Below are 26624 nucleotides of genomic sequence, written 5' to 3' on the forward strand. Positions count from 1 at the left end.
GACCTAGTTCTGAATTTCGCTCAGCGCGGTACTGGAACTTAGCTCTACTCCTGCTTTTTCGGCTAATTCTTCACCCACGTAGGAGCGCACCTTCTTAGCTTCAGCCAGGGCGGCGGAAAAACCGGAGTACTTATTTTGCTGATCTAGTTGATGCAGCAAGAAGCCGGTGATCAGTCCGCGAGCTGTTTCCTGCGCAGACCACTGAGGTTTGCCATTTCCGATAGCTAAATTCAGCAAAGAGTCCTCGCTAAAGCCCAACTGATTAGCCTTAGCGATTTCTCGGTAGGCGACGTCTCCTCGCCAGCTATACGCCAGTTTTGCGGGATTACCGGCATCGATCAAAGAGTCATGGCCAGAACCAATAACTAAACCTGGAATATCTAGTGATCGAGCAGCAGCAACGGCGGACGGGGCAGTAACCGCAGGATAGAGTGCTGCCACTGCTTTAACTTTGGGATTGTCAACAGCAGCCAGGACGGCACATCCCGCTCCCATCCCGTGTCCTACCAGACCTAATTTCCCGGGTCCCACGGTGACACTTCCGGTACCTAACTTGACGCCGGCGATGATTTGTAGACAGGATTCTAGGTCGGCAGCAAAGCCACGGTGATCAGGGGAGAAACCGGTTTCGGTATTGGGGGCAGCCACTGCGATTCCCCAGCTGGCAAAGTGACGCAGCGTGGCGTGGTATTTCCCGACGTTTTTCATCCAGTCATGCCCAAAGACAATTCCTGGAACTCCATTGCCCTCCGCAGGGACATAGACCTTCCCCGGAAGGCCGGCATAGTCCAGGTCTCCCACGAGGACATGATGGGGACCACGCTTGGATAACTTCGATAGATGTTTCTTCAAATTCTCAGACACGTGTCCCAGGATATAGTCTAGGGTCCATGTGCGGAATTATTGGATATGTAGGTAACCGTCAGGGAATGCCGCTGGCGCTGGATGCGTTGCGCCGAATGGAGTACCGGGGTTATGACTCAGCAGGTATTGCAGTAGCGGATAATCACCAAATTAATTCGGTAAAAAGGGCAGGAAAACTGCGTAATTTAGAGGATCGCATTGCCGAAATTGGTGAAGAAAACTTCCACGGTTCCACCGCCATTGGGCACACTCGGTGGGCGACACATGGTCGACCGACGAATGAAAATGCTCACCCCCATATGTCCTTCGATGGCAAGGTTGCCATTGTCCACAACGGCATCATTGAGAATTTTGCGCCGCTGCGGGAAGAACTACAGCGCAAAGGTATAGAGATGATGTCGGAAACTGATTCCGAGGTGGCCGCACACCTGCTGGCGCTGGCTTATCAAGAAGGGGAGACTGCCGGTAATTTCCAGGCCTCAGCATTAGCGGTTCTTAACCGTCTTGAGGGAGCTTTTACTCTGCTTTTCATGCATGCTGATCATCCCGATCAGATCATTGCTGGGCGGCGTTCAACTCCACTCATTGTGGGGGTAGGCGACAATGAGATGTTCTTAGGTTCAGATGTTGCTGCTTTTATCGAATACACGAAGAACGCGGTGGAATTAGGACAAGATAACGTCGTCGTCCTCCGTCAGCATGATTTTGAGATCCTCAATTTTGACGGATCGCCTGCGCAAGGTCGAGCCTTCACGATCGATTGGGATCTAGCTGCAGCGGAAAAGGGCGGATTTGATTCCTTTATGCTCAAGGAAATCCATGAGCAGCCAGCCGCGGTCCGTGACACGCTGGCAGGACATTATCACAATGGCCGGGTTACCTTAGATGAACAGAACCTCAGTGACGAGGACCTCAAATATATTGATCAGGTGTTTGTCGTGGCCTGTGGTTCGGCCTATCATTCCGGCCTTCTCGCAAAATACGCCATTGAGCATTGGGTTCGTATTCCGGTGCAAATTGAGGTGGCCAGCGAATTTCGATACCGTGATCCGGTGTTAGATGAGCGCACTCTGGTTTTAGCAATCTCCCAATCCGGTGAAACAGCTGATACCTTGGAAGCAGTCCGACATGCAAAGTCGCAGGGGGCTAAAGTTTTAGCGGTATGTAATACCAATGGTTCGCAGATTCCCCGCGAGTCAGATGCGGTGCTCTATACCCACGCTGGCCCTGAAATCGGGGTAGCGTCCACCAAAGCTTTCTTAGCGCAAGTCGCAGCCAATTACATCGTGGGATTAGCGCTAGCCCAGGCTAAAGGCACCAAGTACCCGGATGAAATTGCGGAGATCTACCGTTCCTTGGAGGAAATCCCAGCGAAAATTGAGTCGCTATTGGCGTGCGAAGATCAGGTCACTGACATTGCGCAACTTCTAGGGGCGGTGCGCACCATGTTGTTCTTAGGTCGCGGCGTTGGCTACCCGGTTGCCCTCGAGGGTGCTTTGAAATTGAAGGAGCTTGCCTATATTCACGCTGAAGGTTTCCCGGCCGGAGAGCTTAAGCATGGGCCCATTGCGCTCATTGAGGATGATCTTCCTGTTGTGGTGGTAGTTCCCAGCCCGCGGGGAGTAACGTTGCTGCACTCCAAGATTGTGTCGAATATCCAAGAGATTCGGGCTCGCGGGGCAAAAACTATTGTGATTGCGGAAGAGGGCGATACCGCTGTCGAACCTTATGCCAATTGGTTGATTCGGATACCGGAAACTCCCTCGATGATGCAGCCGTTGTTAGCGACTGTGCCTTTGCAGTTCTTGGCGGCAGAGATTGCACGTCAATGTGGCAATGAGGATATTGACAAGCCCCGTAATCTCGCGAAGTCTGTCACCGTTGAATAGCAGTAACGTGGAAAATTTATCGACGCCACTATGCCGTCCATTGATTCAAACGCGGATCGACCTGGGGGCGATTGCCCATAACACTCGGGTTGTGAAAGAGCGATTGCGGCCGGGCACTCAGCTCATGGCGGTTGTTAAAGCCGACGGGTACAACCACGGTGCGGTCTCTGTTGCCCGGGTGATGGTGGAAAATGGGGCCGACGCCCTCGGGGTTGCTACCTTGCCGGAAGCTCTGGAACTACGTCGTGCCGGAATTGAGGTTCCGGTGCTGGCTTGGATGTGGACACCTCACATCCCGTCGGAGGTTATGGCTCACGTGCTGTCGAACAATATTGCTGTGGGGGTGGCGTCTTTAGCCCACGCCCAAGCAATTGCCCAGGTGACTCAACGCGGCATACCGGCTGAGGTGTACGTGAAGGTAGAAACCGGGATGCACCGCTCAGGAGTGGACCCGGAACACTGGGAAACTGTTTTTTCCTACCTAAAAAACACCCCCGGAGTGCAGGTGCAAGGAGTTTTTAGCCACCTATCCTCCGCCGACGATCCTAAAAATCCAGCGACTGACCTACAAGCCACACAGTTTTTCCGCGCTATTGAATGCGGCCGCGCGGTGGGATTGGAGCTGCCAATTAATCATCTGTGTAATTCTCCAGCGACGATGACTCGCCCTGATCTTCATGGCGACATGGTTCGGGTAGGAGTGTGTCTGTATGGCGGCCAGCCAGTCTTCCAAGAGTCCTTCCCGGTTCAGCCGGCGATGAGCTGGCTATCCGAGGTGGTGATGGTAAAACCTATCGCTCAAGGGGAAGCCACTAGTTATGGTTTGACCTGGGCCGCCCAGCGCGCTGGATACCTAGCCGTCGTTCCGGTGGGCTATGCCGATGGTTTGCCTCGCTCCGCTCAAGGAGTGTTGGAGGTTGCCATTAAGGGAAGACGTTATCCGCAGGTAGGCCGAGTATGCATGGACCAATTTCTGGTTGATCTAGGAGAAAACCCAGATCAGATAACAACGGGCGATGAGGTCTGCCTTTTTGGTTCCCTACCAGGCGCGTTGTCTCCCAGTGAACTAGCCCAACGGCTAGGCACTATTGATTATGAGTTATTCTGTCGCCCAACTGGGCGTACTGAACGAGAGTACGTACCCTCGGGCATGGTGAAGTCGGTGAGTGATGAAAGATAGTTTCCCCTTATCGGGTCGAGTCAGTCTTCCAGAGGCGAAGGATACTCAAGACTTTGGGGAGAAACTTGGGGCTGCCCTAGAAGCAGGAGATCTCGTCATCCTCGATGGCCCTTTGGGGGCCGGGAAAACTACCCTTACTCAGGGGATAGCGCGGGGGATGGGAGTGCGAGGTAGGGTGACTTCCCCTACCTTTGTAGTCGCGCGGGAACATCGTCCGCAGCAGGGCGCTGGTTTAAGGTCCCCCACCCTTATCCACGTGGATGCTTATCGTCTACTTGATGGTGAAACAGATCCGTTGGGGGCCTTAGATGCTTTAGATCTAGACACTGAACTGGATGAGGCAGTGGTAGTAGCTGAGTGGGGTGGGGGGCTGATAGAAAACCTCTCTTCTGATTATCTTTTCGTGTCTTTAGATCGAGAGACAGCAGTCATGAGCGATCCGGAGTCAGAGGAACGGATTCTCACCTGGCGACACAGCAGCGAATAATGATACCTTAAAGGCAAACGCAGATAGTCAGAACCATTCCCACATAAAAACAGATGGGAGTGGGAATAGTCGGACAGGTGGTTGCCTTTAATTATGCTTAATGTGCTCGCAGCCCAGCCGCTCATCGCCTTGGCTTTCATTCTGTCGGTGGGATTAGCTCTCGGGAAAATCCGAATAGCCGGAATCTCTCTTGGCGCCGCGGCAGTTCTTTTTGTAGCACTCGCAGTTTCTGCACTAAATAGCGACATCGTTATCCCAGCTTTTGTTTATCAATTCGGGCTCGCCTTATTCGTCTACGCCATCGGCCTCAGCGCAGGTGGGCGGTTTTTCGCTGAGTTTCGAACCCGTGGCTGGAAAATGAATGCCTTCCTAGTGCTTCTCATGGTGGTTCTCGGAGTCATTGCCTGGATCCTCATCAGGAGCATTGGTCTGGAAACACAGCAAGGCGCTGGAATGTTCGCCGGCGCTTTAAGCTCCACCCCCGGCATGGCAGCAGTGGTGGAAACTTTCACCGGTTCAACCACCCCAGTGGTGGGTTATTCTTTGGCCTATCCCGGAGGTGTTGTGGGGGTGATCTTGGTAGCTGCCGTTGGGGCCTCCGTCGCCAACGTCAACCATAGGGAGGATGCCCGTTCTGAAGGGCTTATTCAGGAGCCTTTGGAGTGGAGAGCAGTCAGGCTAGCAGCTGGAATAGATTGTTTAGCGCGGGATCTGCCAGAGCGTTGCGGGGCAGACATTATTGCTACTCGCATGGTTCATGATCAACGCCACCATGAGCTTGTAGAACCTACCCAGCGAATAACCGGGGGGCAGCTCATTATTCTCAACGGAACCGCCGACGCATTAAATACTGCTGTACCGCACCTAGGAGTAGAAGAACAGACTGATATTGCTGAAGCGGACTTGGTGTATCAACGCCTAACCGTCTCTAACCCCACGGTTGCTGGGCACACGGTGGAACAACTTCGGACCCACGAGCATGGTTTCCTCATCGCCCGGATCAGGGAAGGCGATAATGATGTGGTGCCTCGGGATAACACGGTGGTTAATCTTTCCGACCGGGTACGAGTTGTAGCGCGCCGGGACAATATCCCTCGGGCCCGAGCGCTTTTAGGGGATTCGGAAAAGGCCCTGGCCAACGTGGACTTGTTACCGATGAGTTTGGGTTTGCTCCTTGGGTTATTGTTGGGAGCTATCCCGGTGCCGCTTCCCGGAGGGGCTACGGTTTCTCTTGGTTTTGGCGGTGGCCCAATTGTGGCTGGGCTGATCCTCGGGGCCCTAGTGCGCACCGGAAAAGTGAATTGGCAGCTGCCCTATCACGCAAACCGCACTCTTTCTGCACTCGGCTTATCACTATTCTTAGCTGGAGTAGGAACAACGGCTGGCCCTAGCTTCGCGAAAGCTCTCACTGACTTCTCCTCGCTGAAGTACATCGCCGTCGGACTTGGAATCACCGTCCTATACACCCTGCTGTGTGGGGTAGTCGGAACAAAGCTCCTAGGGTTGACGTGGGATGAATCCATGGGGATGGCGGCCGGGTTAAGCACTAATCCAGCCGTCATGAGCTATCTGAACGTACAAACAAAAACCGAGCTTGCTGAACGCGGATATGCCACGGTTTATCCCACCGCTATGATCGGAAAAATCATTCTTTGTCAGCTCCTGGCAGTCATCCTCATGGCGTAAGTTTCTCCATCCTCTTGATATCGATCTACCTCTCATATTCTTTAGGATGAAGAATATGAGTGATCTTTTCCACAATGGTCAAAGCTATGCCCAGTTTCGGCCGTCCTATCCTGCTGAGGTGGCCCGCCGCGTGGCTGAGTTGTCTCCAGGTTCTTCCTTAGCCGTCGATGTAGGTTGTGGAACGGGGCAATTCAGCACCCTTATCGCCCCCTATTTTGATCGGACTGTGGGGTGTGACCCTAGTAGTGCTCAGCTTCAGGGACGTGCCTTAGCCCCCGGTTTAGACTACTTATGTGCTGACGCCGGGGAGCTACCCTTTCGCGACCACTGCGTAGATCTGTTAAGCGTGGCACAAGCAATACACTGGGTGCCCTTAGCTAAGTTCAACCGCGAGGCCTGCCGGGTGCTCAAACCAGGCGGAATCTTGATTGTCCTGAGTTATGCCACGTGCTACCTCGTAGATAAGCACCTCAATGCCTTATTCCAAGATTTTTACTGGGGTCCTTTCCATCGGTTCTGGGAACCGGAAAGAAAGATTGCTGAATCGAATCTTTCCGGTATTGACCTGCCTGGCAAGGACATTCCTCAAGGCGAAACTACCTTGCGAAAGACCATGACCTATCGAGATTTTCGGGGTTATCTAGAAACCTGGTCAGCATTGAAAACTGCAGAACAATCTGGCCCGGAAGGTCGTCAAGAATTTGAAGATTTTATGACTCAGCTCCACCGAGTCTGGCAACCTGATCAGCGCGAAATTGAGGTGCGGTGGCCATTGACCATAAAGATCACCCGGATGGTAGATAGCGTTCACCAGCAGAACGGTCACTAATCGCCGATGGATTTTTAGGCCCGCAGTGTATCTTTCATTTTTCTTAGCCATTACCCTGGGATATTGTGTTGATTCTTGCGCTTGATTCAGCTACTCCCGACGTCGTTGTAGGAGTAGTGCGCCGAGACGGCGATGCATCCGTAGACCTCGTGGACGAAGAAGTCATCAAAGGGGCTCGGCACCATAATGAATTGTTGGTCCCCACCACTCACAACGTGTTGCGTCGCTCCCACTGTTCTTTCTCAGACCTCGACGCCATCGTAGTGGGAATTGGTCCCGGTCCGTTTACTGGTCTCCGGGTGGGAATGGCAACCGCTCAGGCCTTCGGTGACGCTTTATCCATCCCTGTTTATGGGGTCTGCTCCTTAGATGCCATCGCAGTGAACCTTCGAGATTCGATAACGTACACCCCCGACTCACGTTTTCTCGTCGCCACCGATGCCCGACGCAAGGAGGTGTACTGGGCTACCTATTCAGCAACCGAGCGACTGCGTGGCCCTCAGGTGACTAAACCGCATGAGGTGGAGATTCCTTCTGATCTTCGTGCGCTGAACATTCCTCAACACCTTGTTGACCAGGTAGTTTCTCCTGACATCTCGGCTACCCGCTTTGATCTGATCCCCACTCCCACCTCTCTGGTGCGCAGCGTGGATCTCAAGAAACCCCCGCAGCCTTTGACTCCCCTGTATCTTCGCCGACCCGATGCGCACGTTCCCGCCTTTAAGCCCTTGTCTCCAGCAATTCCTCGACCAACCTCATGAGCTGGCAACTTCGCGAATTAACCCAGCGGGATACCCCTCGTCTTGCTGAGTTGGAATTAGAGCTTTTCCCAGAAGAGGACCCATGGCCGGCTTCTGCGTTCGCCGCTGAAATAGGTCAACCACACACTTTTTATGTCGGGGTGTGTTCCGAAGAAGAACCACATTATCTGGTGGGCTACGCTGGTTTAGCTGTCCTTGGTCCCCCCTCCGAGCCCGAGTGTGAAGTCCACACCATCGGAGTTGATCCGGAGTTTCAAGGCCATGGATTAGGCAGACTGTTATTGAGCAACATACTCGCGGTGGCTGATTCTTTAGCAGCTCCGATTTTTCTCGAGGTTCGCACTGATAACTACCCGGCGATTAACCTGTATGAGTCAACCGGCTTTGAAAAACTGGGAATCCGGAAGAACTATTATCGCCCCAGCGGCGCGGATGCTTTTTGCATGAAGCGCCCTGCGCAGTCACCGTGTCCACCCCCACGCAGAAAGGATTAACCCGTGGCTCACGTCATATTGGGAATAGAAAGCTCCTGCGATGAAACCGGCGTGGGAATCGTTCGGCTTTATGATGATGGGCGGATGGATATCCTCGCCAATCAAGTAGCTAGCTCCATGTCAGAACACGCCCGTTTTGGAGGAGTAGTTCCTGAGATCGCGAGCCGGGCACACCTCGAAGCGATGAGTCAGGTGATGAAAGCCGCATTGTCGGAGGCTGGGATTGATCGTCCGGATATGGTCTCCGCCACCGTCGGACCTGGACTCGCCGGTGCGCTCCTCGTGGGTGCCTCAGCAGCGAAAGCCTATGCAGCTGCGTGGGATGTTCCTTTCTTCGGAGTCAATCACTTAGGCGGCCATGTGGCGGTCGCAAATCTAGGCGATGAACAGCTTCCTCACTCGGTGGCGCTGTTAGTCAGCGGTGGACACACACAGCTCCTTGAAGTCCACGCCGTAGGAAAACCCATGCGGGAATTAGGCTCCACCCTCGATGATGCTGCCGGTGAAGCCTATGACAAAGTTTCCCGCTTGCTAGGGTTAGGCTACCCAGGTGGGCCAGTCATCGACCGCTACGCTCGACAAGGAAACCCCAAAGCCATTCAGTTTCCTCGGGGCCTCATGAAACGTCACGATACTCGCTATGATTTTTCCTTCTCAGGGTTAAAAACAGCGGTCGCTCGTTACGTCGAAGCTGCTGAGCGAGAAGGCCGAGTCATCAGCCTGGAAGATGTCTGCGCCAGCTTCCAAGAAGCGGTGTGCGATGTGCTCACGAAGAAAGCAATCTGGGCTTGCCAAGATGTGGGGGCACAAGTGTTATTACTCGGCGGCGGGGTTGCGGCGAACTCACGGCTCCGGGAACTGGCGGCAGCGCGCTGCCAATCCGCTGGAATTGAGTTAAGGGTTCCGGATTTTGCTCTGTGTACCGATAACGGGGTGATGATTGCTGCTCTGGCGGCCCAGTTATTTCACGAAGGAGCACAACCCTCTGGTCTGGACGTCGGGACGGATCCTGCTATGGAGGTAGAAACTCCCCTGGCAGGGGGCACGGTTGAGTGCTGGCACTCGCAAGGGTAGAGTGCCAAACAGGTTGTTTTACAGACAGTTGTTCACCCGCGACGACGGCTGGGCTGGATTCCACAACCGGCATCATTCACAGTCCATACATATCCACATGGAGGAAAATCGTGGCGAACGTCAACATCAAGCCGCTTGAGGACCGTATCCTGGTTCAAATCAAGGAAGCTGAAACCACCACCGCATCTGGGTTGGTGATCCCTGATTCTGCTAAGGAGAAGCCGCAAGAGGCCTCTGTTATTGCTGTGGGCCCAGGCCGTTTTGATGAGAAGGGTGATCGTATTCCGCTCGACGTCAAAGAAGGTGACACTGTGATCTTCTCCAAGTATGGCGGAACCGAGATTAAGTACAACGGGCAGGATTACCTCATTCTTTCTGCTCGTGACATCTTGGCCATCGTCGAAAGCTAAAGGGGGTACGCCTCTATGCCAAAGCTGATCGCTTTTGATCAGGAAGCCCGTGAGCATCTGCTGCGTGGCGTTGACACCCTTGCGGATGCCGTCAAAGTTACCTTAGGGCCACGGGGTCGAAACGTGGTGTTGGATAAGTCCTTTGGTGGCCCGACGGTTACCAATGACGGCGTGACCATTGCCCGCGATATTGACCTAGATGAACCTTTTGAGAACCTGGGCGCTCAGCTGGTGAAGTCTGTTGCCGTCAAGACCAATGACATTGCCGGTGACGGAACCACTACCGCGACGTTATTAGCTCAGGCACTCATCCAAGAAGGGTTGCGGAATGTCGCTGCTGGAGCTAACCCCATCGAATTGAACCGGGGTATTGAGGCCGCTGCAGAAAAAGTTGTTAGTGAACTTCAAGCTCGGGCAACGGAGATTTCAGAGACCGCTGAAATTGCTAATGTTGCTACCGTTTCTTCTCGCGACGAGGTCGTGGGAGACATGGTGGCTCAGGCCATGGAAAAGGTAGGAAAAGATGGGGTACTGACTGTTGAGGAATCCCAGTCTATTGAGTCCTACCTGGACATTACTGAAGGAATTTCTTTCGATAAGGGTTTCTTGTCTCCTTATTTCATCACCGATACCGACAGCCAGCAGGCAGTCCTCGATGATGCGTTAGTTCTGTTGGTCCGTAATAAGATCTCCTCCCTTCCGGATTTCCTTCCGATCCTGGAAAAGGTCGTAGAATCCGGCAAGCAGGTGCTTATTATCGCAGAAGATATTGAGGGTGAGCCGCTCCAGACGCTCGTGGTGAACTCCATTCGCAAGACATTGAAAGCTGTCGCTGTGAAGTCCCCTTACTTTGGGGATCGCCGTAAGGCTTTTATGGATGACCTTGCTGTGGTAACCGGCGCTACGGTGATTGATCCCGAGGTAGGAATCAATCTGCATGAGGCAGATGCTTCCGTGTTTGGTAGTGCTCGACGCATCACCGTGACCAAGGATGAAACCGTCATTGTTGATGGGGCTGGCACTGCTGAGGACGTCGAAAAACGTCGGGAGCAGATTCGCCGCGAAATTGAGAGCACTGATTCCAGTTGGGATAAAGAGAAGCTGGAAGAGCGTCTCGCGAAACTGTCTGGTGGAGTCGCCGTGATTAAGGTCGGTGCGGCTACTGAGACTGAGGTTTCTGAGCGCAAATTGCGAGTAGAGGATGCTATTAATGCTGCTCGCGCCGCCGTGCAAGAAGGCGTTATCGCTGGTGGTGGATCTGTACTCGTACAGATCGCCGAGCAGCTTAAAGACTATGCTGCCGAGTTCGAGGGTGAGGCAAAAACCGGGGTGCTGGCTTTAGCTCGTGCCCTAGTAAAGCCCACCTATTGGATTGCCGATAACGCTGGTCTCGATGGTTCAGTGGTTGTTGCTCGTACCGCTGAGCTTCCTAATGGAATGGGCCTTAACGCCGCTACCTTGGAATATGGCAACTTGATTGAACAAGGCATCATTGATCCGGTGAAGGTTACTCACTCCGCTGTGGTTAATGCCACCTCCGTGGCTCGGATGGTGCTGACCACCGAGGCCTCGATTGTCGAAAAGCCACAAGATCCAGAAGAAGCTGCTCAGGGACACGGACATCATCACCACTAAGTCCTAAAAACCTGGTCTCTGCTTAAAAACGCTCCTCTTTCTAAAAAAGAAGCAAGAAAGAGGAGCGTTTTTCTGTCTTGTGATCGGGGGGAGCTTAGGACACCTGTCGAGGAATGGTTCTTTCCCAGGTTTTGTGGAAAACTTCCTCATCCCCAGCCCAGCAATGAACGCGGGAGAGGGTGTAGAAATTTTCGGCATCACAGCGAATCTCAGTATCTGCGGTTAAGCGAGCCAGCCAGCCGTGATCGGGGCGGGAGAGGCGGATTGACCATTGTGATTGGGTACGGGCACTAAGTGGATCATCCCACCGAATCCAATAACGTTCCACTGAGTCCTCTTCAAAGTGGAGCCCATCAGGGTAAATCCGAGTACCGCCATAGGCCGGATCAACTTGAATAAACGTTTCCTGGGCCGCTATATCGTGACTGATGAGCCGCTCAGGTCGCTGAGAACCAGCGCCGGTAGATTCTGGATAGGACACTGCTAAGGGTTCAGCCTGGACCGGAGAATCAAATTCCGGCGCGGGAAGCTCAGCTGCTGCTGGAACGTTACGAAGACTCATCTCCACAGCAGAGGTATATGGATCTATGAGCAGATCCCCGCATTCTGGTTGTGGCCAAATCCATGGCCAGTAGGCAGTGGAAAGAGCAACCCGGAGGACATGTCCGGCAGGGATTCGATAACCAATCCCCGTCAGCGGAACTTCTACGTTCACCCATTGATGGGGAGGCATGGGGATAGCTTTGTCCCGTCCCTCACGGGAACTGAAATTGAGGTTTCCGCGGGTAATGAGCGTGGAGCTGCCGTCGGGTGCAACATCGCATAGGCGCACATAAATTTGGCCGCGGGTAGTTTCGGAGCACACGTTGAGATGGAGCCGACAATTTCCTAGTATCTCCAGGTCAGTATCCAGGGGGAAGTCAAAGAGGGTAGAAAGACCATCATCATAGCGCTGATCAATGGGGAGGTCGGCATCATTTCCGAAAGGGAAGTAGCGTCCAGCGCAACTACCACAGTGCTGAGGTGTGCGGATCCTGATTCCCTCGGAGCTGCGGGAACTCAACGGACTCAGGTGTGCCGTAGACAGCTCCCATAGGGAGGTACTAATAGAGTCCGACGGCCACTGGGCGGTGGCTACCCATCGGCCAGGTAAACAATCATAGGCGGGAGCTGGCGGGAGAGAATCAGTGATCCACGTGTGCAATAGCGGCGTATCTAACGCGCCATTATCCTCATTTTTCAGCCAATAATCCCACCACCTGAGGGTTTCTTTGAGGAAATCAATATGAGGTCCGGGGCGCAGGTCTCGGTCTGGGTATTGATGTGCCCACGGCCCAATGATTCCGCGGACGGGTTTATCGAGCGCAGAAAGATGGTGACACAGCCTTAATACGGTGTCTCGGTAGGGGTCACACCAGCCGCCAACCGCGAGGACAGCCGCGTTGAGGGCGGAATAGTCCTCACATACTGATCCATGTTGCCAATAGGAATCACGCGTTTGATGGCTTAGCCAGGTATCAATAAAAGGCTCCATTCGGTTGAGTCGATAGATCCATTGATCTAACCAAGCATCCCCCCACACTGCGATGTCTGGTGGGCGGGATTCAAAGGCCAACATGGTGGCTGCCCAGGCGTGCATATCTACCCCTAAGAGGGAACCGCCGAAATAATGGACGTCATTGTCATAGCGGTCATCGGTGGAACAGGTAGTTACTATGGCTTTAAGAGGTGGTGGCTGTAGGGCAGCTAATTGCAGGGAATTGAATCCACCCCAACTTATGCCGAACATGCCGACTTTCCCGGTGCACCACGGTTGTTCCGCAATCCAGTGGATAACCTCGACGCCATCAGCAAGTTCTTGGGCATCATATTCATCCCCAGGAACACCTTCGGAATTACCATGTCCACGGATGTCAACGCGAATTGACGCATAGCCGTGACCAGCATAAAAGGGATGACGTTCATGGTCACGGGGAGCAGTCCAATCACCGGCACGATACGGGAGATACTCCAGGATGGCGGGGACTGGTTGAGAAGTGATCGGAAGCCAAGCTTTATACCAAAGTTTGGTTCCGTCTGAGAGGGGAATCCAATCGTGAATGATTTTAGTTTGAAACGGGAATGAAGAGATATAGCGCATCAGGCGTCCTCCAGATAGGTACGAATGAGGTTTAAGAAATAGCGGTCATTCGGCGACGCAACCAGGGACTCAACAGCATGAGGAGTACTCCATAGCTAACAACAACAGCTCCTTGACTGCCGAAGAAAAGTGGCGCCTGAGCGGCGTCGAACGTTTTCACTATCTGAGCTTGGATTCCCTGAGCCAAAGCCATAGCAGCAAACCACAAGGCCATGGTTTGAGAGGCGAAAGCTCGCGGGGCTAATTTAGTGGTGGCTGACATGCCCGATGTTTGGAGGACCAAGTCACCTACCCCAAGAAAGACATAACACGCCACCATCCACAAAGCGGGGATGAGGACATCTCCTCCGCTGAACCACGCTCCCGCCGCAATGATGAGAAAGCCGGCACCACCCAAAGCTGCTCCGAGGCCCACCTTTGCTGCGGCATGAGGTTGACGTGAACCTAATTTCACCCAAATACCGGCTAATACGGGGCCAAGGGCAATTTCAATGATGGCCGTCAACGAGATATACCAGGTCGAGGGATAGTTGAACCCAGCAAGTGAATTACGAGTGTGCTCCAGCGCAAGGAAATTTAGCGTGTTACCTGTTTGGAAATAAAGTAAGTTATAAAGCACCAACGCTATAAGGAGTAAGGAATAAGGTCCAAGATTCCTCCTCTCCTCAGAGGTAACTTTTTCGGAAAAGAAAATTACTCCGAGAAAGAAAATAGGAACAATAGCGGTAATAGCGCTAATAATATTAACAAGTATCGCCAACCCATCTTTTTCCTGCGTGCCAAAAATAAACCCAGCCAGAATGCTAAGAACTACAAGTGTGAGGACAAGATAAAAGTGCCGACCTGGGTGGAAGCGAGGTTTCATCGGGGTAGTGTGACTACTCTCGGCGAGGCGGCGGCGACCCAATACGTATTGGGTAAGTCCTAGGAACATGCCTACTGCGGCGACGCTAAAGCCATAATGCCAATTGTAGTTTTGGCCTAAAAATCCAGCTACTAATGGACCGAGGAAAGCGCCGATATTGATGCCGGAGTAGTAGATAGAAAATCCGGCGTCTCGTCGTCGGTCTGCTTTGTCATAAAGCTGGCCGACCATGGTAGAAACATTTGGCTTAAGAAGACCGGTGCCTAGGATAATAAGACCTAAGCCAATCCACGTTGCTGATTCTCTAGGGATTCCCATAAAGACGTGGCCGGCAGCGATAATGACTCCACCCCAGAGGACGGCGCGATAGGTGCCAGTGATTCGATCTGCTACCCAAGCCCCAGCAATAGCCAATAAATAAACTAATGCACCATAAGCGGCGACAACCGATGAGGCAGTGCTTTGGGAGTAGCCGAGGCCGCCATGAGCGATAGCGTCGGCGAAGTAGAGGGCCAAGATTGCCTGGAACCCAAGATAGGAAAATCTTTCCCAAAGTTCCAAGCCAAAAAGGGTTGCTAAGCCCGGTGGATGCCCCAGAAACGAGTGGGGAGCTTCGGATTTTTCGGAGGGAACGGGGGAAGATGGCGGTGATAGTGACATGATCCAACCTTTCCGCGATTAGCCACATGTGCCGATCAGAAGTGAATCGGCTAAGAAGATAAACAGAAGATAAGTGCCCTATCAATAAAATGAGCTGCATTTCTTCTCTTTATTCCCCATGCTAGAGGGTGGGGCGCAGAAAGGTTAGGGGTGAAAAAATTATTCCCCTGGTTTGTGGCGAGGGGTGAAGGTATTATCTAAATCCCCCGGATGAGGGCATGGCGTTCATTTTCGCCTAATCCGCCCCACACCCCATAGGGTTCCTGAGTTTCGAGGGCGTGGCGACGGCATTCCAGAAGTACTGGGCAGGTGTGGCAAATCGCTTTTGCACGGCGCTCTCGTTGGAGGCGGGCGCGTCCACGTTCTCCTTCGGGGTGATAAAACACCTCTGATTCAGCCCCTCGGCAGGCGCCGAAGAGTTGCCATTCCCACAGCTCAGCTGTAGGGCCGGGGAGGTGCTGATGGAGTGTCATGGTCGAATAATCTCCCTTCCATTCGAGGCTAATGTCTCTCAGTGTGGGCTGAGTGAATGAACTGGAGATGTCGGGAACATGAAGCCTAGATGCCAGTTAGGTGCCAATGCGGTTAAAGCTATCAGTGATTGCTCAGGTACTTGTGACGGGTAGTTTATTGTCCAGTAACGATAAGTCATTAAGGTAAAAATATATATGTAATATAAGGCTGATCTTGGTTTATACTTGGTGGGCCTAAGCGGGTGGGTACACGCGCGCTCTCGCTAAAGTGTAGGAGGACCAATAGGCGGCTAGGATTCTACGTCACGTATCTTGGTGTCATTAAGAGTGCGCACTTCTCCTAGGTGTGATGGAGGTCCCGAAGAAAAGGGAGAGAATGTGGTAGCTGATACAGAGGAGCAACTGGGACAATGGGTACCCCAGGCTGTTTCTGGTGACGCTGCAGCATTGAATAAGGTAATTCGACTAATTTATCCTCCGGTGTTGAGATACACGCGCGCCCGCATCAGTGGGGGTGTTACCCCGACGCCTGAAGATGTTGCGCAAGATATATGTTTTGCTGTTTCTACCTCTATTCACTCCTACGTAGATCGCGGACGCCCTTTTATGGCATTTGTCTACGGCATCGCTTTTAATAAGGTGGCAGATGCGCATCGATCTCTAGCTCGGGACCGTCTCAATCCCACCGAAGAGGTGCCAGAAACCGCTGTGGAACACGACACGCCAGAAGAATTAGCAATGATTTCTTCTGGAAGTAACAGAGTGCGCCTTCTTCTCGATTCATTGAGTGAGAAGTCAAGAAATATTCTCATCCTAAGAGTATTTGAAGGTTTAAGCGCAGAAGAGACAGCGGCCATCGTAGGGAGTACACCCGGTGCAGTACGGGTAGCCCAACACCGAGCCCTGGCTACTTTAAGGCGGCAGCTGGATCAAGAGGAGGAACAGTGACGAAGCATCGTAGAGAAGGTGCTAGCTGGCATCGGTCCCATCGGCCTGACCCGGTGGCTGCTGATGATGCGTTCCTCACCGCATTAAGCAAGGGGAAAGATCCCTCTCATGGCAAAGATGAACTTGCCGCTCTCTTATTAGAGCTACGAGCAGAGACTCACGCTCCTATGCCCGAGGTTCCAGGAGTTGGTGGGGATACTGCACCAGAAGGTAGTGCTGAGATTATTGACTTCACCGCCCGACGTCGCCGTGGATGGCTGAACCATGTTTCTAGCGCTTTAGTCGGGGCAGCAGCAGCAACACTCCTCATTGCTGGATCCGGCGCCCTGCTCTATAACGTCCAGCCGGGATCCCCCTTGTGGGGTCTATCCTCCAAGATTTTTGAGGATCGGGCTGCAGTCGTCGAACTTTCTGGAACTCTCGATGATATTGATGCCGCCGTAGATGCTGGCAGCAGCCCGACTGTGCTCAGGGAATTAGTGGCTAAAGCAAGGGGATCCCTAGAGCGGAAAGATCAAAACCGCCAAAGCGTCGATCCAGTTTCTGAGCCTAACCGGAATGCACCTGTGACAGTAACAGTCACTGCTCCTGCACCTCCGGCTGGAGATCCGATGACGGTCACAGAAACTGTAACCAGGACTACGACTCAGGTAGTGACTCCGACGAAAGAACCCACCCCGGCTTCGAGTAGTACGACCTCAACAAGTGAGAGCAATAGAGAGGCTCCTCTGCCCGAAGCCGCTCAAAGCAGTAGTACTGGTTCGCCTCATTAAGGCGCCTTGTTATCTTTGTGAACAGCCGTCAATGAAACCGCAGCAATAGTCCCAGGTCCGATAGTCAGAAGGGTCGACATCGACGGCAGGTTCGTGCGGGGAAGCCGGTTGGCCTGCCAAGTTATCCTTAAGATTGCGGATTACGATATCCCAATCATAGTAATGTTCAATTTCGCAGGACTCGCACCAGGCGGAAACTCCTCGGATCCCCATGGGGGCAAGAATCTTTAGACACTGGTAGGCATAGTCCAAACTCATTTCCACCTGCTTACGTGTTTCCTCAACATCCATGGGGAGGAACTCACCGGCGTCATCATCTTCTATCAAACTGGCCGGACATTAGGGTCATCGGCAAAAGGGTCAGGTGGGAGTTCGAAATGGGGAAACACAACGGTTACCCTATGTGCCGGCTGGACAATCAGCAACACAGCTCCGGAGAAGTGGGGGCGCCACAGCGCACAAACTAGCTCCGACTAAAGTAAAAGCACAAGAAGGCTTCAGCGGAAAACCCGTGGATAAAGTTGCGGAGAGGAAGGCTAATTTATGAGCGATCAGCGCGTGTCTACCGGTGGTGATGATCCGAACAAGGTGGCCCTCGTGGGTCTTACTTTTGATGATGTGCTGTTGTTACCGGCAGAGTCTGATGTGATTCCCAGTGAAGTTGATACTTCTACTCAATTATCGCGCAATATTTCGCTCGGGATCCCGGTGATCTCAGCGGCAATGGACACGGTGACTGAAGCTCGAATGGCAGTGGCTATGGCCCGCCAAGGCGGCCTCGGGGTTCTCCACCGCAATCTCTCTATTGAGGAACAGGCCGGCAATGTTGAGATTGTGAAACGCTCTGAATCAGGAATGGTCACTGACCCGGTTACCTGTAGCCCGGACATGACCATTGCCGATGTTGATGCTTTATGCGCTCGCTTTCGTATCTCTGGTCTGCCCGTAGTTGATAAAGATGGGATCTTGGTGGGTATCTGCACCAACCGAGATATGAGATTTGAACCAGATGTCCATCGTAAAGTTGCCGAAGTCATGACTCCCATGCCTCTTGTGGTAGCTCCCGAAGGGGTGAGCAAGGAGGAAGCACTCAACCTGCTGAGCAACAACAAGGTCGAAAAGCTACCGATCGTGGATAAATCCGGGAAATTAACCGGATTAATCACGGTGAAAGACTTCGTTAAATCTGAGCAATATCCCAATGCTTCGAAGGATTCCGCTGGACGGCTATTAGTTGCCGCCGGTATTGGCACCGGGCCGGATTCCTGGAAACGTGCCCATGCGCTAGTTGACGCCGGAGTTGACGCGCTCATCGTCGATACCGCTCACGCCCATAATCGCGGAGTCTTAGAGATGGTTTCTCAGGTAAAACAGGAATTTGGCGAAAAAGTAGATGTTATTGGTGGAAATCTTGCTACTCGCCAAGCGGCAGCTGCGATGATCGACGCCGGGGCAGATGCCGTGAAGGTGGGAATTGGTCCAGGATCCATCTGCACTACTCGGGTGGTTGCCGGCGTTGGCGCACCGCAGATTACCGCCATTATGGAAGCCAGTGTGCCAGCAAAGAAAGCCGGAGTGCCGATTATTGCCGATGGTGGAATGCAATTTTCCGGTGATATTGCTAAGGCATTAGCAGCTGGAGCAAGCACTGTCATGCTGGGGTCTATGCTGGCCGGAACCACCGAAGCCCCAGGTGACATTGTGGTGGTCAACGGCAAGCAATATAAGAGATACCGTGGCATGGGTTCCATGGGAGCTATGCAAGGACGTGGTCTTAGTGGAGAAAAGCGCTCCTATTCTAAGGATCGCTACTTCCAGTCCGATGTGAAAAGTGATGACAAACTCGTGCCGGAAGGAATTGAGGGACGAGTGCCATTCCGTGGCTCGATAGACTCCATTACGCACCAATTAGTAGGTGGCTTACGCGCAGCGATGGGCTACACCGGCTCGGCTACTATTGCAGAGCTGCAGCGGGCACAATTCGTTCAGATTACCTCCGCAGGGTTGAAAGAATCCCACCCGCACCACATCACCCAAACTGTTGAGGCGCCCAATTATCACTAAGCCCGGACTTTTAGGGTCTCAGGTTTAACTATCGGAAGAAGTGGAAAAGAACTATGCGTGATTATGTTGAAATTGGGATTGGACGCCAAGCTCGCCGCTCTTATCGGTTGTCACAAATTGGAATTGTGCCGTCCCGGCGCACTCGATCTTCAGCAGAAGTAGACACCACTTGGCATATCGACGCCTACACCTTTGATATTCCGGTGGCTTCCCACCCTACGGATGCGCTCGCTGACCCCGATTTCATTATTGCCATGGACCGCCAAGGCGGGTTGGGGGTTATTAACGCGGAAGGTTTGTGGGGCCGTCACCGCGATCTTCAAGCTGCCTACCAGGAGATTACTAAGGCTGCCCAGCGAGGAGAAGCCATCCAAACCTTGCAGGAGCTACACTCCGCTGCACTAGACGTTGACCTTTTAAGCGAACGCATTCGCTACGTTAGGGATTCCGGGGCAACGGTAGCCGTGCGCGTTTCTCCCCAGAATGCTCGGGAACTAGCGCCCCACGTTATTAAAGCCGGGGCAGAGATTCTTTTTATCCAAGGCACCGTCATCTCAGCAGAGCACGTCAGTCGTGATGGAGAACCGCTGAACCTGAAAGAATTCATCGGATCCCTTGATATCCCGGTGATCGCCGGCGGGGTCAGTGATTACACTACAGCCTTACACCTCATGCGAAGCGGTGCAGCGGGTGTGATTGTAGGCGGCGGTTCGCATACAAATGATTTGGCATTGGGATTAGAGTCACCCATGGCAACAGCTATTGCTGATGTTGCTGCAGCCCGGCGTGATTACCTCGATGAAACCGAAGGCCGCTACGTTCACGTCATCGCCGACGGTGAGATTTACACCTCAGGAGATGTGGCCAAAGCTATTGCTTGCGGTGCTGACGCCGTTATTTTGGGCGAAGTACTTGCTCCCGCTCAAGAAACCCCCGCTGAAGGGTGGTACTGGCAAGCAGCAGCAGCCCATCCGCGTTTCCCCCGTGGGTTTGTGCTCGCAAGCCGCGCACTAGAGATCAGCGATCAAGGTTGTGAAACTGTGGATCGCCCCAGCCTTGCCCATATTCTGCACGGCCCCTCCACCCAAGTCTGGGGTGGGGAAAATATTGTCGGTGGTTTGCGCAGAGCCATGGCAAAGTGCGGCTTCACAGATTTGAAACGTTTCCAGAAAGTGGATCTGAACATTATTTCCGACCTCTCGTAACGTAGAATCAGGGCCGTGACACAGCCTGACCAAAGTATTCAACATCGGCCCGTTCTGGTTATTGATTTCGGCGCCCAGTATGCGCAGCTCATTGCGCGTCGGGTGCGGGAAGCGCGAGTGTATTCGGAAGTTATTCCACATACCGCAACCGTGGCGGAGATAAAAGAAAAAAATCCGGTAGCTCTTATTCTTTCTGGTGGGCCAGCCTCTGTGTATGCAGAAGGTGCTCCCACCTTAGATCCGGAGATCTTGGAGCTAGGGTTACCGGTTTTCGGTATTTGTTATGGTTTCCAGGCCATGACCCATGCTCTGGGGGGAACTGTCTCCCACACCGGAAATCGGGAGTATGGACGTACTGACTTAGATGTTCTTGGCGGAAGCCTCCATCAAGGTTTCGAACACACCCATAAGGTGTGGATGAGCCATGGAGATGCGGTATCTCAAGCCCCGGAAGGATTTGAGGTTACTGCCCGGACTGAGGGTGCTCCGGTAGCGGCTTTTGAATGTCCCGCCCGACGCATGGCCGGAGTGCAATACCATCCTGAAGTGCTTCATTCCCCCCACGGGCAAGAAGTCCTGACCCGATTCTTAACCGAGATTGCCGGGGTAGAGCAAGATTGGACCGCAGCGAATATCGCTGAAGAACTTATCGCCGCGGTGAAGGAGCAAGTGGGAGAAACTGGCCGGGCAATTTGTGGACTGTCTGGAGGAGTAGACTCCGCCGTTGCCGCAGCCTTGGTGCAGCGCGCCATTGGTGATCGCTTGACTTGTGTCTTTGTGGATCATGGTTTGTTGCGCGCCGGAGAACGAGAGCAAGTTGAAAAAGACTTTGTGGCTGCTACGGGCGCAAAACTTGTCACTATGGATGAGCAGCAGGCATTTTTAGCTAAGCTGTCCGGGATCAGCGAACCGGAGGCTAAGCGCAAAGCCATCGGGGCGGAGTTTATTCGCGCCTTTGAACGCGCTGTGGCTGGGGTGCTTGAAGGCCAACAGGTAGATTTCCTTGTTCAAGGAACCTTGTACCCAGATGTTGTGGAATCTGGTGGAGGAGCTGGAACTGCCAATATCAAGAGCCACCACAATGTTGGCGGCTTGCCTGATGATGTGGAATTTACCCTGGTAGAGCCGCTCCGTCTGCTCTTCAAAGATGAGGTGCGAGCCGTCGGGCGTGAGCTAGGTTTGCCAGAGGTCATTGTGGCTCGTCAACCTTTCCCTGGCCCTGGACTTGGAATCCGCATTATCGGAGAAGTCACTGCTGAGCGGTTAGAGATCTTAAGGGCTGCTGATGCTATTGCTCGAGAAGAGCTCACCGCTGCGGGTCTTGATGATCAGATTTGGCAGTGCCCCGTGGTGCTATTAGCTGATGTTCGTTCCGTCGGCGTGCAAGGTGATGGCCGCACCTATGGACATCCTCTTGTCCTACGCCCGGTCGCCAGTGAAGACGCTATGACTGCCGACTGGGTGCGGGTTCCCCATGAGGTATTAGAGAAAATCTCCACCCGGATCACCAATGAGGTGCCGGAGATTAATCGGGTGGTGCTAGATATTACGTCTAAACCTCCGGCAACTATTGAGTGGGAATAGGCTAGGACTGTGGTGGGTGAACGGAGAAGTCACCCACTGCGGAATGAAGGTCGACGGTGAGTTTAGCGCTGTTACTCGCATCCTGGGCGGGGAATACTCCACATTCCCTATCGCCGATCCCGCCTGCGCAGTTCACCTCGACGGGGACTGTTTTGGGAAGGTATAAGTCCACGTCACCAACCCCAGACTTGATGGTGATGGTGGTGTCTTTATCCAAGGCTGGGAGGTTAGTGAGATCCAGGCTCAAATCACCAACAGACGATTCATAGTGAGATGCTAAACCATCTACCTGGTTTACGGTGATAGTTTGATCCCCGAGTGAGGGGCTGAAGTGATGAGCTACGTTCCAGCTAAAGATCAAGGAGCCTAAGCCTACTGTCACGATTCCCACCACAGCCGCGGCCCCGAGAATAATTTTCCAGAGTTTCCGGTGAGAAGAGGGAGACTGACCCTCCTCCGGCCGGGGTCCAGGTTCCGGAAGATCCCAAGCAAAAGGAGCAGTTCCTAAGGGATCCCACGCTGGGGGAGTGCGGTGGTGTGGATCTCCGCTTAGCGGGACGTCGGAGCTAATAGCTGCCTCTGATCCTGGGGACGTAGGAGGATAGGGCTGGCGTTCATAGAGAAACCAAAACAAAATAAGCATGGCCACCAGGCTTAAAACGGCGCTACTGCCCGCTGATCCTAGAGATACCAGCACCAGGAGAATAAGCGCTGCCCAGGCGCCGAATGAACCGTGACCATCGAGGATGTCTTCCCAGGGGGAACGTTTGGTGCTGGGAAGAGGGAATATCAAGTAACAGAGGAAGTAAATAAAGAAACCCGAGCCCAGGCCAAATATGGAGATAAGGGCAAGGAGAACGCGGATCAGGGTGGGATCAACCTGGTAACGCACGGCAATGCCTTCGCAGACGCCGGCGAATATCGCGTTACCGCCTTCTTCGTCGGGTAGTCGATAAGGGCGCGTAGCCCAGAGATCTTTCATCCTGGTATCCCAGGAACGATTGGGCTGAGCGGAAGGATGATTGGTGTTCATAGTTCTAGTGTGACTGGTGATCACAGGTTTTCCTATCGGGGAAGCCCCTGATCTTCTGCGTAAAATCAGGGTAATCACCGATGTCAATGCCCTTGAGAGGATGAAAGAATAACAGGTATGTATCCTCCACAGGACGAAGGCAGGAAAGAAACATATTCGACGTCTCAGCCGTCGGATATCTCTGCGCGGACAAGGGTGGATTCCTATCTGACAACGCGCGGGGAAGAAGAATCTGGGAGGACAATAAGCCCGTATCCGGTTTTTGTGCGACCGACGCAGAATCGAGTCCTCGGCGGAGTAGCCGCTGGTTTAGCCCAGCACATCGGTTGGGATACCCGGATGGTGCGGATAGGTCTGTTGTTATTAGTCATGGTGTCCGGGTTAGGGCTGGCGCTGTATCTCGCTTTATGGGCTTTCACCCCTGCTGAAGATGAATCTCTGTCTGCACAAACACAACACAGTCAACCCCGAACCAAGAGTGAAAACACACATCATGGCCGCAATTCCGTGTGGCTCGTGGTCCTTGTCGGAGTGTTTTTTGTCCTAAAGTTTGGGAACCTCCCTAACCTCATCCCGGTGGGTTTCCTGGCTCCCTTGGTGCTTACAGTGGGCGGGTTATTTATTGCCTGGATGGCGTATGACCGAGGCGTAGGGTCCTGGGGAGCAAAAATAGCTGTTATTGTGGGCGCGATTTTGATGTTGGGCGGAATCATCGTCGGGGTGGTTCTCTGGAATCTCGGGACCGGTGGTTTTGGCACCGCCCTTATCACGGTCATTTTGACTGTCCTGGGAATTTTGTTCTTAACCGCTCCGCTCCTGATGAAAATCTGGCGTCAAATAGTAGCAACAGAAACCGCTCGGGTGGCCGCAGATCAGCGGGCAGAAATGGCATCTCATCTTCATGATTCGGTGCTGCAAACGCTGGCGCTTATTCAAAAGCGGGCCGAAGACTCCGGAGAAGTAACTCGCCTGGCCCGAGGTCAAGAAAGAGAACTTCGACAATGGCTCTTTGACCCTCCCGTACCTGGGGGACGACAGTTTTTCCAAGTTCTCAATAATGCTGCCGCCGAGATCGAAGATAGGTACGGGGTGAGCATCGCTCCGGTGTGCGTCGGCCATGATCTTCCGCTTGATGAAAAAACTGAACTTGTGGCGGCGGCTGCGCGCGAAGCTATTCAAAATGCGGCGAGACATTCCGGGCAACAGACAGTTAACGTGTATGCCGAAAATACCGGGGATACGTTGGAGGTTTATGTTCGAGACCGGGGGGTAGGATTTGAGCTTTCGGAGGTTGCTCCGCACCGGCATGGGATCCGGGACTCCATTTACGGGCGGATGCAGCGCATCGGTGGTCAAGCAGAGATTCATAGCGCACCGGGGGAGGGCACAGAGATTTCCTTGGTGGTGCCGCTAGCATGACATCTATGGTGTCTGTGTTTTTGGTCGACGATCATTCAGTCTTTCGCGCCGGGGTGCGCACTGAACTTATGGGCAGTGGTGTGACTGTCCTCGGCGAAGCCGGCACGGTGACTGAGGCGATCTCCGGTATTGAACGCACGCACCCGGACGTCGTGCTCTTAGACGTCCACATGCCCGACGGCGGTGGCTTAGCGGTGATTCGTGGAACGACCATCGACACCAGATTTTTAGCATTGAGCGTATCTGATGCCGCAGAAGATGTTATTGCGTTAATTCGAGCTGGAGCGCGTGGTTATGTGAGGAAATCAATTTCTGGGGCTGATTTGGCCGCTGCTATCACTCAGGTAGCCAGTGGGGATGCGTACTTTTCACCACGATTAGCAGGTTTTGTTTTAGATGCTTTTGCCGGTGGTCAGCCAGCGAAAGAAGCCCAACACGCTGAAGATGACCCCATTGTGGATGCTTTGACTCGGAGAGAAAAGGAAGTTCTGCGGTTATTAGCTCGTGGCTATACGTATCGAGAAATTGCTCAAAGACTTTTTATCTCTATCAAAACCGTAGAAACTCACGCCTCTAATATTTTACGGAAAACTCAACAATCTAATAGATATGCGCTTACCCGGTGGGCTCAGTCTCGAGCGCTAGATTAAAAGTAGTTAGACAAAAAACAATAGGTTTGTCGCAGCAGGAAGGATCATGATGGCCCCCAGACCACGCAAGAATTTTGAGACTCAACCAGGAAGAACTCTGCTTTTTGCTGTGCTCTTTAGTTTTCTTGTGGTCGCGTTAGGGCATTTCCCCTGGCTATGGCTTGCCCCTACTCTTCTAGTTATGTGGGCGATATTTAGCCTCATGCAGTGGTTTTATGTATGGGCCAATAATAAAATCGAAGACACCGTAGAACAGTATCGAAAGTAGAACGTCGTTAAAGACACGACGACGGTGCATTTAGTGCTGTAGTCCTAGTGGGAAATGTGGGCTAGTGCGCGGGAGCCATCGATATGGGGGATACTGAGATACATCCAGGCGCTGATTCCGATCCAGATCAGGAAAGTTCCGTAGCTGGGGAGCGGAGCCAAGACCGGAACCAACATGAGCGCTAGCCACACGAGAAAGAGCGGGAAGAGGGAAGTGAGAGTGGGCCGGTAGACAACATTGTGGCTTTCGAGGTAGGTGCGGATTTTCCGCCGGTAGGGGTGGCATAGCACCATGATTGATACTTGAACTCCGCGGCTAAGGCTGGTGGAGAGAATGGCGACGGCTAACCCAGTTAGTAGTGAAGCGAAGATTCTGACTGAGGCTGGGGTGGGGATGGGGCTAGCGGGAAGCATAGGAGACATTGTGACATAGTTTGACAAGGGAGAAAAGCAGTGTTGACCCGGGTTGAAAAAAGCGGCATACTGTGAATTATGGTTCGAACAAGTGTTCTATCTTTGGAGGGGTTGAGCCGGGCGGATAAAATCGCCACTCTGCGTGCTCAGCTTGTCGGCATGGGGCGAGGGGAAGAGTTGCCGCTGCCGTCGAGTGCGGACACTGTTGCTCTCATGCCAGTCTTAGCTCAATATTTGCCGGGTGGGGGTTTAGCTCGTCATAGGGTGACTCAGATGAGTGAATCCACCATGTTAGCTGCCATAGTGATTGCTCATATTAGTTCTCATGGTGGACATGTTGCTGTGGTGGGATGGCCAGAATTAAGTTATGCGGCTATCGCCGAGGCTGGTGGAGACCTTTCCTATCTGTTAGCTGTCCCCAACCCAGGGGCAGAGGCGCTTACTATTGCCACGGTTCTTGCCGAGGGAGTGGATCTGGTGGTGTGCCGTATTCCATCGGACACTGCACAACCTCCCCTGACGCATAGCCAAGCGCGTTCTATCTTAGGGAAAATATGGTTAGCTCCGGCTGCTTTTTTGATGGTTGGGCGGCATCTTCCGGGTACTGCTGTGGAAATAGAAGCCCACATCTGGGATTTTCATGGTATTGGGCGCGGAATAAATCGCATTAACCAGATTGATCTTCTGCTATGTATTAAAAGGAAAGATAGTGTGTCTCGGGAGGTATTACTTGGGATTCAAGAAGGGGGAGTTATTCGTGAAACCTACCTCTCTGGGGGAGAAACTGGTCGTGAATATTCGGTGTTATCAGCCCTCTAGA

The 26624-nt window shown here is 53.0% G+C and carries 26 protein-coding genes; 19 read left to right on the top strand and 7 right to left on the bottom strand.

Going from position 1 to position 26624, the window contains the following annotated elements; all coding sequences use genetic code 11:
• Positions 1 to 3 precede the first annotated feature (3 nt).
• A complete protein-coding gene (locus GP475_RS02675) occupies positions 4 to 864 on the bottom strand; it encodes a dienelactone hydrolase family protein (RefSeq protein WP_187975118.1) in 861 nt (286 codons plus the stop codon).
• A 26-nt stretch (positions 865 to 890) separates the two neighbouring features.
• On the opposite strand from GP475_RS02675, the gene glmS reads away from it, so the two are divergent.
• From glmS to groL, 10 genes are all read left to right on the top strand, one after another.
• Entirely contained in the window at positions 891 to 2753 is a 1863-nt protein-coding gene (gene glmS, locus GP475_RS02680; RefSeq protein ID WP_187975119.1) for a glutamine--fructose-6-phosphate transaminase (isomerizing), read from the top strand.
• Between the two features lie 40 nt (positions 2754 to 2793).
• Positions 2794 to 3933: an alanine racemase gene (gene alr, locus GP475_RS02685; RefSeq protein ID WP_224399900.1), complete on the top strand. Its 1140-nt coding sequence runs from the start codon at positions 2794 to 2796 to the stop codon at positions 3931 to 3933.
• Positions 3923 to 4420, top strand: coding sequence for a tRNA (adenosine(37)-N6)-threonylcarbamoyltransferase complex ATPase subunit type 1 TsaE (gene tsaE, locus GP475_RS02690; protein ID WP_187975121.1), 498 nt, complete (start codon positions 3923 to 3925; stop codon positions 4418 to 4420). The genes alr and tsaE overlap by 11 nt, the downstream gene beginning before the upstream one ends.
• A gap of 93 nt (positions 4421 to 4513) precedes the next feature.
• The gene (locus GP475_RS02695; protein WP_187975122.1) at positions 4514 to 6106 is read left to right on the top strand and encodes an aspartate:alanine exchanger family transporter; all 1593 of its coding nucleotides are present in this window, start codon (positions 4514 to 4516) and stop codon (positions 6104 to 6106) included.
• A 55-nt stretch (positions 6107 to 6161) separates the two neighbouring features.
• On the top strand, positions 6162 to 6935 hold the full coding sequence (locus tag GP475_RS02700; RefSeq protein ID WP_187975123.1) for a class I SAM-dependent methyltransferase: 774 nt from the start codon (positions 6162 to 6164) through the stop codon (positions 6933 to 6935).
• A 65-nt stretch (positions 6936 to 7000) separates the two neighbouring features.
• Entirely contained in the window at positions 7001 to 7696 is a 696-nt protein-coding gene (gene tsaB / locus GP475_RS02705) for a tRNA (adenosine(37)-N6)-threonylcarbamoyltransferase complex dimerization subunit type 1 TsaB (protein ID WP_187975124.1), read from the top strand.
• The gene (gene rimI, locus GP475_RS02710) at positions 7693 to 8190 is read left to right on the top strand and encodes a ribosomal protein S18-alanine N-acetyltransferase (protein ID WP_187975125.1); all 498 of its coding nucleotides are present in this window, start codon (positions 7693 to 7695) and stop codon (positions 8188 to 8190) included. The genes tsaB and rimI overlap by 4 nt, the downstream gene beginning before the upstream one ends.
• A gap of 3 nt (positions 8191 to 8193) precedes the next feature.
• A complete protein-coding gene (gene tsaD, locus GP475_RS02715; protein WP_187975126.1) occupies positions 8194 to 9264 on the top strand; it encodes a tRNA (adenosine(37)-N6)-threonylcarbamoyltransferase complex transferase subunit TsaD in 1071 nt (356 codons plus the stop codon).
• 110 nt (positions 9265 to 9374) lie between these two features.
• Complete coding sequence (groES, locus tag GP475_RS02720) at positions 9375 to 9674, top strand: co-chaperone GroES (protein ID WP_187975127.1); 300 nt, start codon at positions 9375 to 9377, stop codon at positions 9672 to 9674.
• A 15-nt stretch (positions 9675 to 9689) separates the two neighbouring features.
• Positions 9690 to 11309, top strand: a complete 1620-nt coding sequence (gene groL, locus GP475_RS02725) for a chaperonin GroEL (RefSeq protein WP_187975128.1) — start codon at positions 9690 to 9692, stop codon at positions 11307 to 11309.
• A gap of 94 nt (positions 11310 to 11403) precedes the next feature.
• On the opposite strand, the gene GP475_RS02730 is transcribed toward groL, so the two are convergent.
• From GP475_RS02730 to GP475_RS02740, 3 genes are all read right to left on the bottom strand, one after another.
• Positions 11404 to 13449, bottom strand: coding sequence for a CocE/NonD family hydrolase (locus GP475_RS02730; RefSeq protein ID WP_187975129.1), 2046 nt, complete (start codon positions 13447 to 13449; stop codon positions 11404 to 11406).
• A gap of 31 nt (positions 13450 to 13480) precedes the next feature.
• Positions 13481 to 14974: a peptide MFS transporter gene (locus tag GP475_RS02735; protein WP_187975130.1), complete on the bottom strand. Its 1494-nt coding sequence runs from the start codon at positions 14972 to 14974 to the stop codon at positions 13481 to 13483.
• 197 nt (positions 14975 to 15171) lie between these two features.
• Positions 15172 to 15447 (bottom strand): WhiB family transcriptional regulator, encoded by a 276-nt coding sequence (locus GP475_RS02740; RefSeq protein WP_187975131.1) that lies wholly within the window; start codon positions 15445 to 15447, stop codon positions 15172 to 15174.
• A 378-nt stretch (positions 15448 to 15825) separates the two neighbouring features.
• Here GP475_RS02740 and GP475_RS02745 point away from each other — a divergent pair, with 378 nt between their 5' ends.
• Both GP475_RS02745 and GP475_RS02750 read left to right on the top strand, forming a co-directional pair.
• Positions 15826 to 16395 carry a sigma-70 family RNA polymerase sigma factor gene (locus GP475_RS02745; protein WP_223144675.1) on the top strand — a complete coding sequence of 190 codons (570 nt, stop codon included), beginning with the start codon at positions 15826 to 15828 and terminating at the stop codon, positions 16393 to 16395.
• A complete protein-coding gene (locus GP475_RS02750; protein ID WP_187975133.1) occupies positions 16392 to 17168 on the top strand; it encodes a KH domain-containing protein in 777 nt (258 codons plus the stop codon). The genes GP475_RS02745 and GP475_RS02750 overlap by 4 nt, the downstream gene beginning before the upstream one ends.
• 9 nt (positions 17169 to 17177) lie before the next feature.
• Here GP475_RS02750 and GP475_RS02755 read toward each other — a convergent pair whose 3' ends face one another.
• A complete protein-coding gene (locus tag GP475_RS02755) occupies positions 17178 to 17495 on the bottom strand; it encodes a DUF5319 family protein (protein WP_187975134.1) in 318 nt (105 codons plus the stop codon).
• 216 nt (positions 17496 to 17711) lie between these two features.
• On the opposite strand from GP475_RS02755, the gene guaB reads away from it, so the two are divergent.
• The 3 genes from guaB to guaA are packed head-to-tail and all read left to right on the top strand — an operon-like array spanning position 17712 to position 22021.
• A complete protein-coding gene (gene guaB / locus GP475_RS02760; RefSeq protein WP_187975135.1) occupies positions 17712 to 19232 on the top strand; it encodes an IMP dehydrogenase in 1521 nt (506 codons plus the stop codon).
• Positions 19233 to 19285: 53 nt separating this feature from the next.
• Complete coding sequence (locus GP475_RS02765; RefSeq protein ID WP_187975136.1) at positions 19286 to 20437, top strand: GuaB3 family IMP dehydrogenase-related protein; 1152 nt, start codon at positions 19286 to 19288, stop codon at positions 20435 to 20437.
• Positions 20438 to 20452: 15 nt separating this feature from the next.
• Positions 20453 to 22021 carry a glutamine-hydrolyzing GMP synthase gene (guaA, locus tag GP475_RS02770; protein ID WP_187975137.1) on the top strand — a complete coding sequence of 523 codons (1569 nt, stop codon included), beginning with the start codon at positions 20453 to 20455 and terminating at the stop codon, positions 22019 to 22021.
• Between the two features lies 1 nt (position 22022).
• Here guaA and GP475_RS02775 read toward each other — a convergent pair whose 3' ends face one another.
• Positions 22023 to 23054: a PspC domain-containing protein gene (locus GP475_RS02775; RefSeq protein ID WP_187975138.1), complete on the bottom strand. Its 1032-nt coding sequence runs from the start codon at positions 23052 to 23054 to the stop codon at positions 22023 to 22025.
• A 117-nt stretch (positions 23055 to 23171) separates the two neighbouring features.
• Here GP475_RS02775 and GP475_RS02780 point away from each other — a divergent pair, with 117 nt between their 5' ends.
• The 3 genes from GP475_RS02780 to GP475_RS02790 are packed head-to-tail and all read left to right on the top strand — an operon-like array spanning position 23172 to position 25391.
• A complete protein-coding gene (locus GP475_RS02780) occupies positions 23172 to 24473 on the top strand; it encodes an ATP-binding protein (protein ID WP_187975139.1) in 1302 nt (433 codons plus the stop codon).
• Positions 24474 to 24478: 5 nt separating this feature from the next.
• Positions 24479 to 25123, top strand: a complete 645-nt coding sequence (locus GP475_RS02785) for a response regulator (RefSeq protein ID WP_187975140.1) — start codon at positions 24479 to 24481, stop codon at positions 25121 to 25123.
• A gap of 46 nt (positions 25124 to 25169) precedes the next feature.
• A complete protein-coding gene (locus tag GP475_RS02790) occupies positions 25170 to 25391 on the top strand; it encodes a hypothetical protein (RefSeq protein ID WP_187975141.1) in 222 nt (73 codons plus the stop codon).
• Positions 25392 to 25435: 44 nt separating this feature from the next.
• Here GP475_RS02790 and GP475_RS02795 read toward each other — a convergent pair whose 3' ends face one another.
• Positions 25436 to 25813: a hypothetical protein gene (locus tag GP475_RS02795; protein WP_187975142.1), complete on the bottom strand. Its 378-nt coding sequence runs from the start codon at positions 25811 to 25813 to the stop codon at positions 25436 to 25438.
• Between the two features lie 69 nt (positions 25814 to 25882).
• Here GP475_RS02795 and GP475_RS02800 point away from each other — a divergent pair, with 69 nt between their 5' ends.
• Positions 25883 to 26623 (top strand): hypothetical protein, encoded by a 741-nt coding sequence (locus tag GP475_RS02800; RefSeq protein ID WP_187975143.1) that lies wholly within the window; start codon positions 25883 to 25885, stop codon positions 26621 to 26623.
• Position 26624: the final 1 nt, after the last annotated feature.

This window comes from Corynebacterium poyangense, from assembly GCF_014522205.1.
In the GTDB taxonomy this organism is placed as follows: Bacteria; Actinomycetota; Actinomycetes; order Mycobacteriales; family Mycobacteriaceae; genus Corynebacterium; species Corynebacterium poyangense.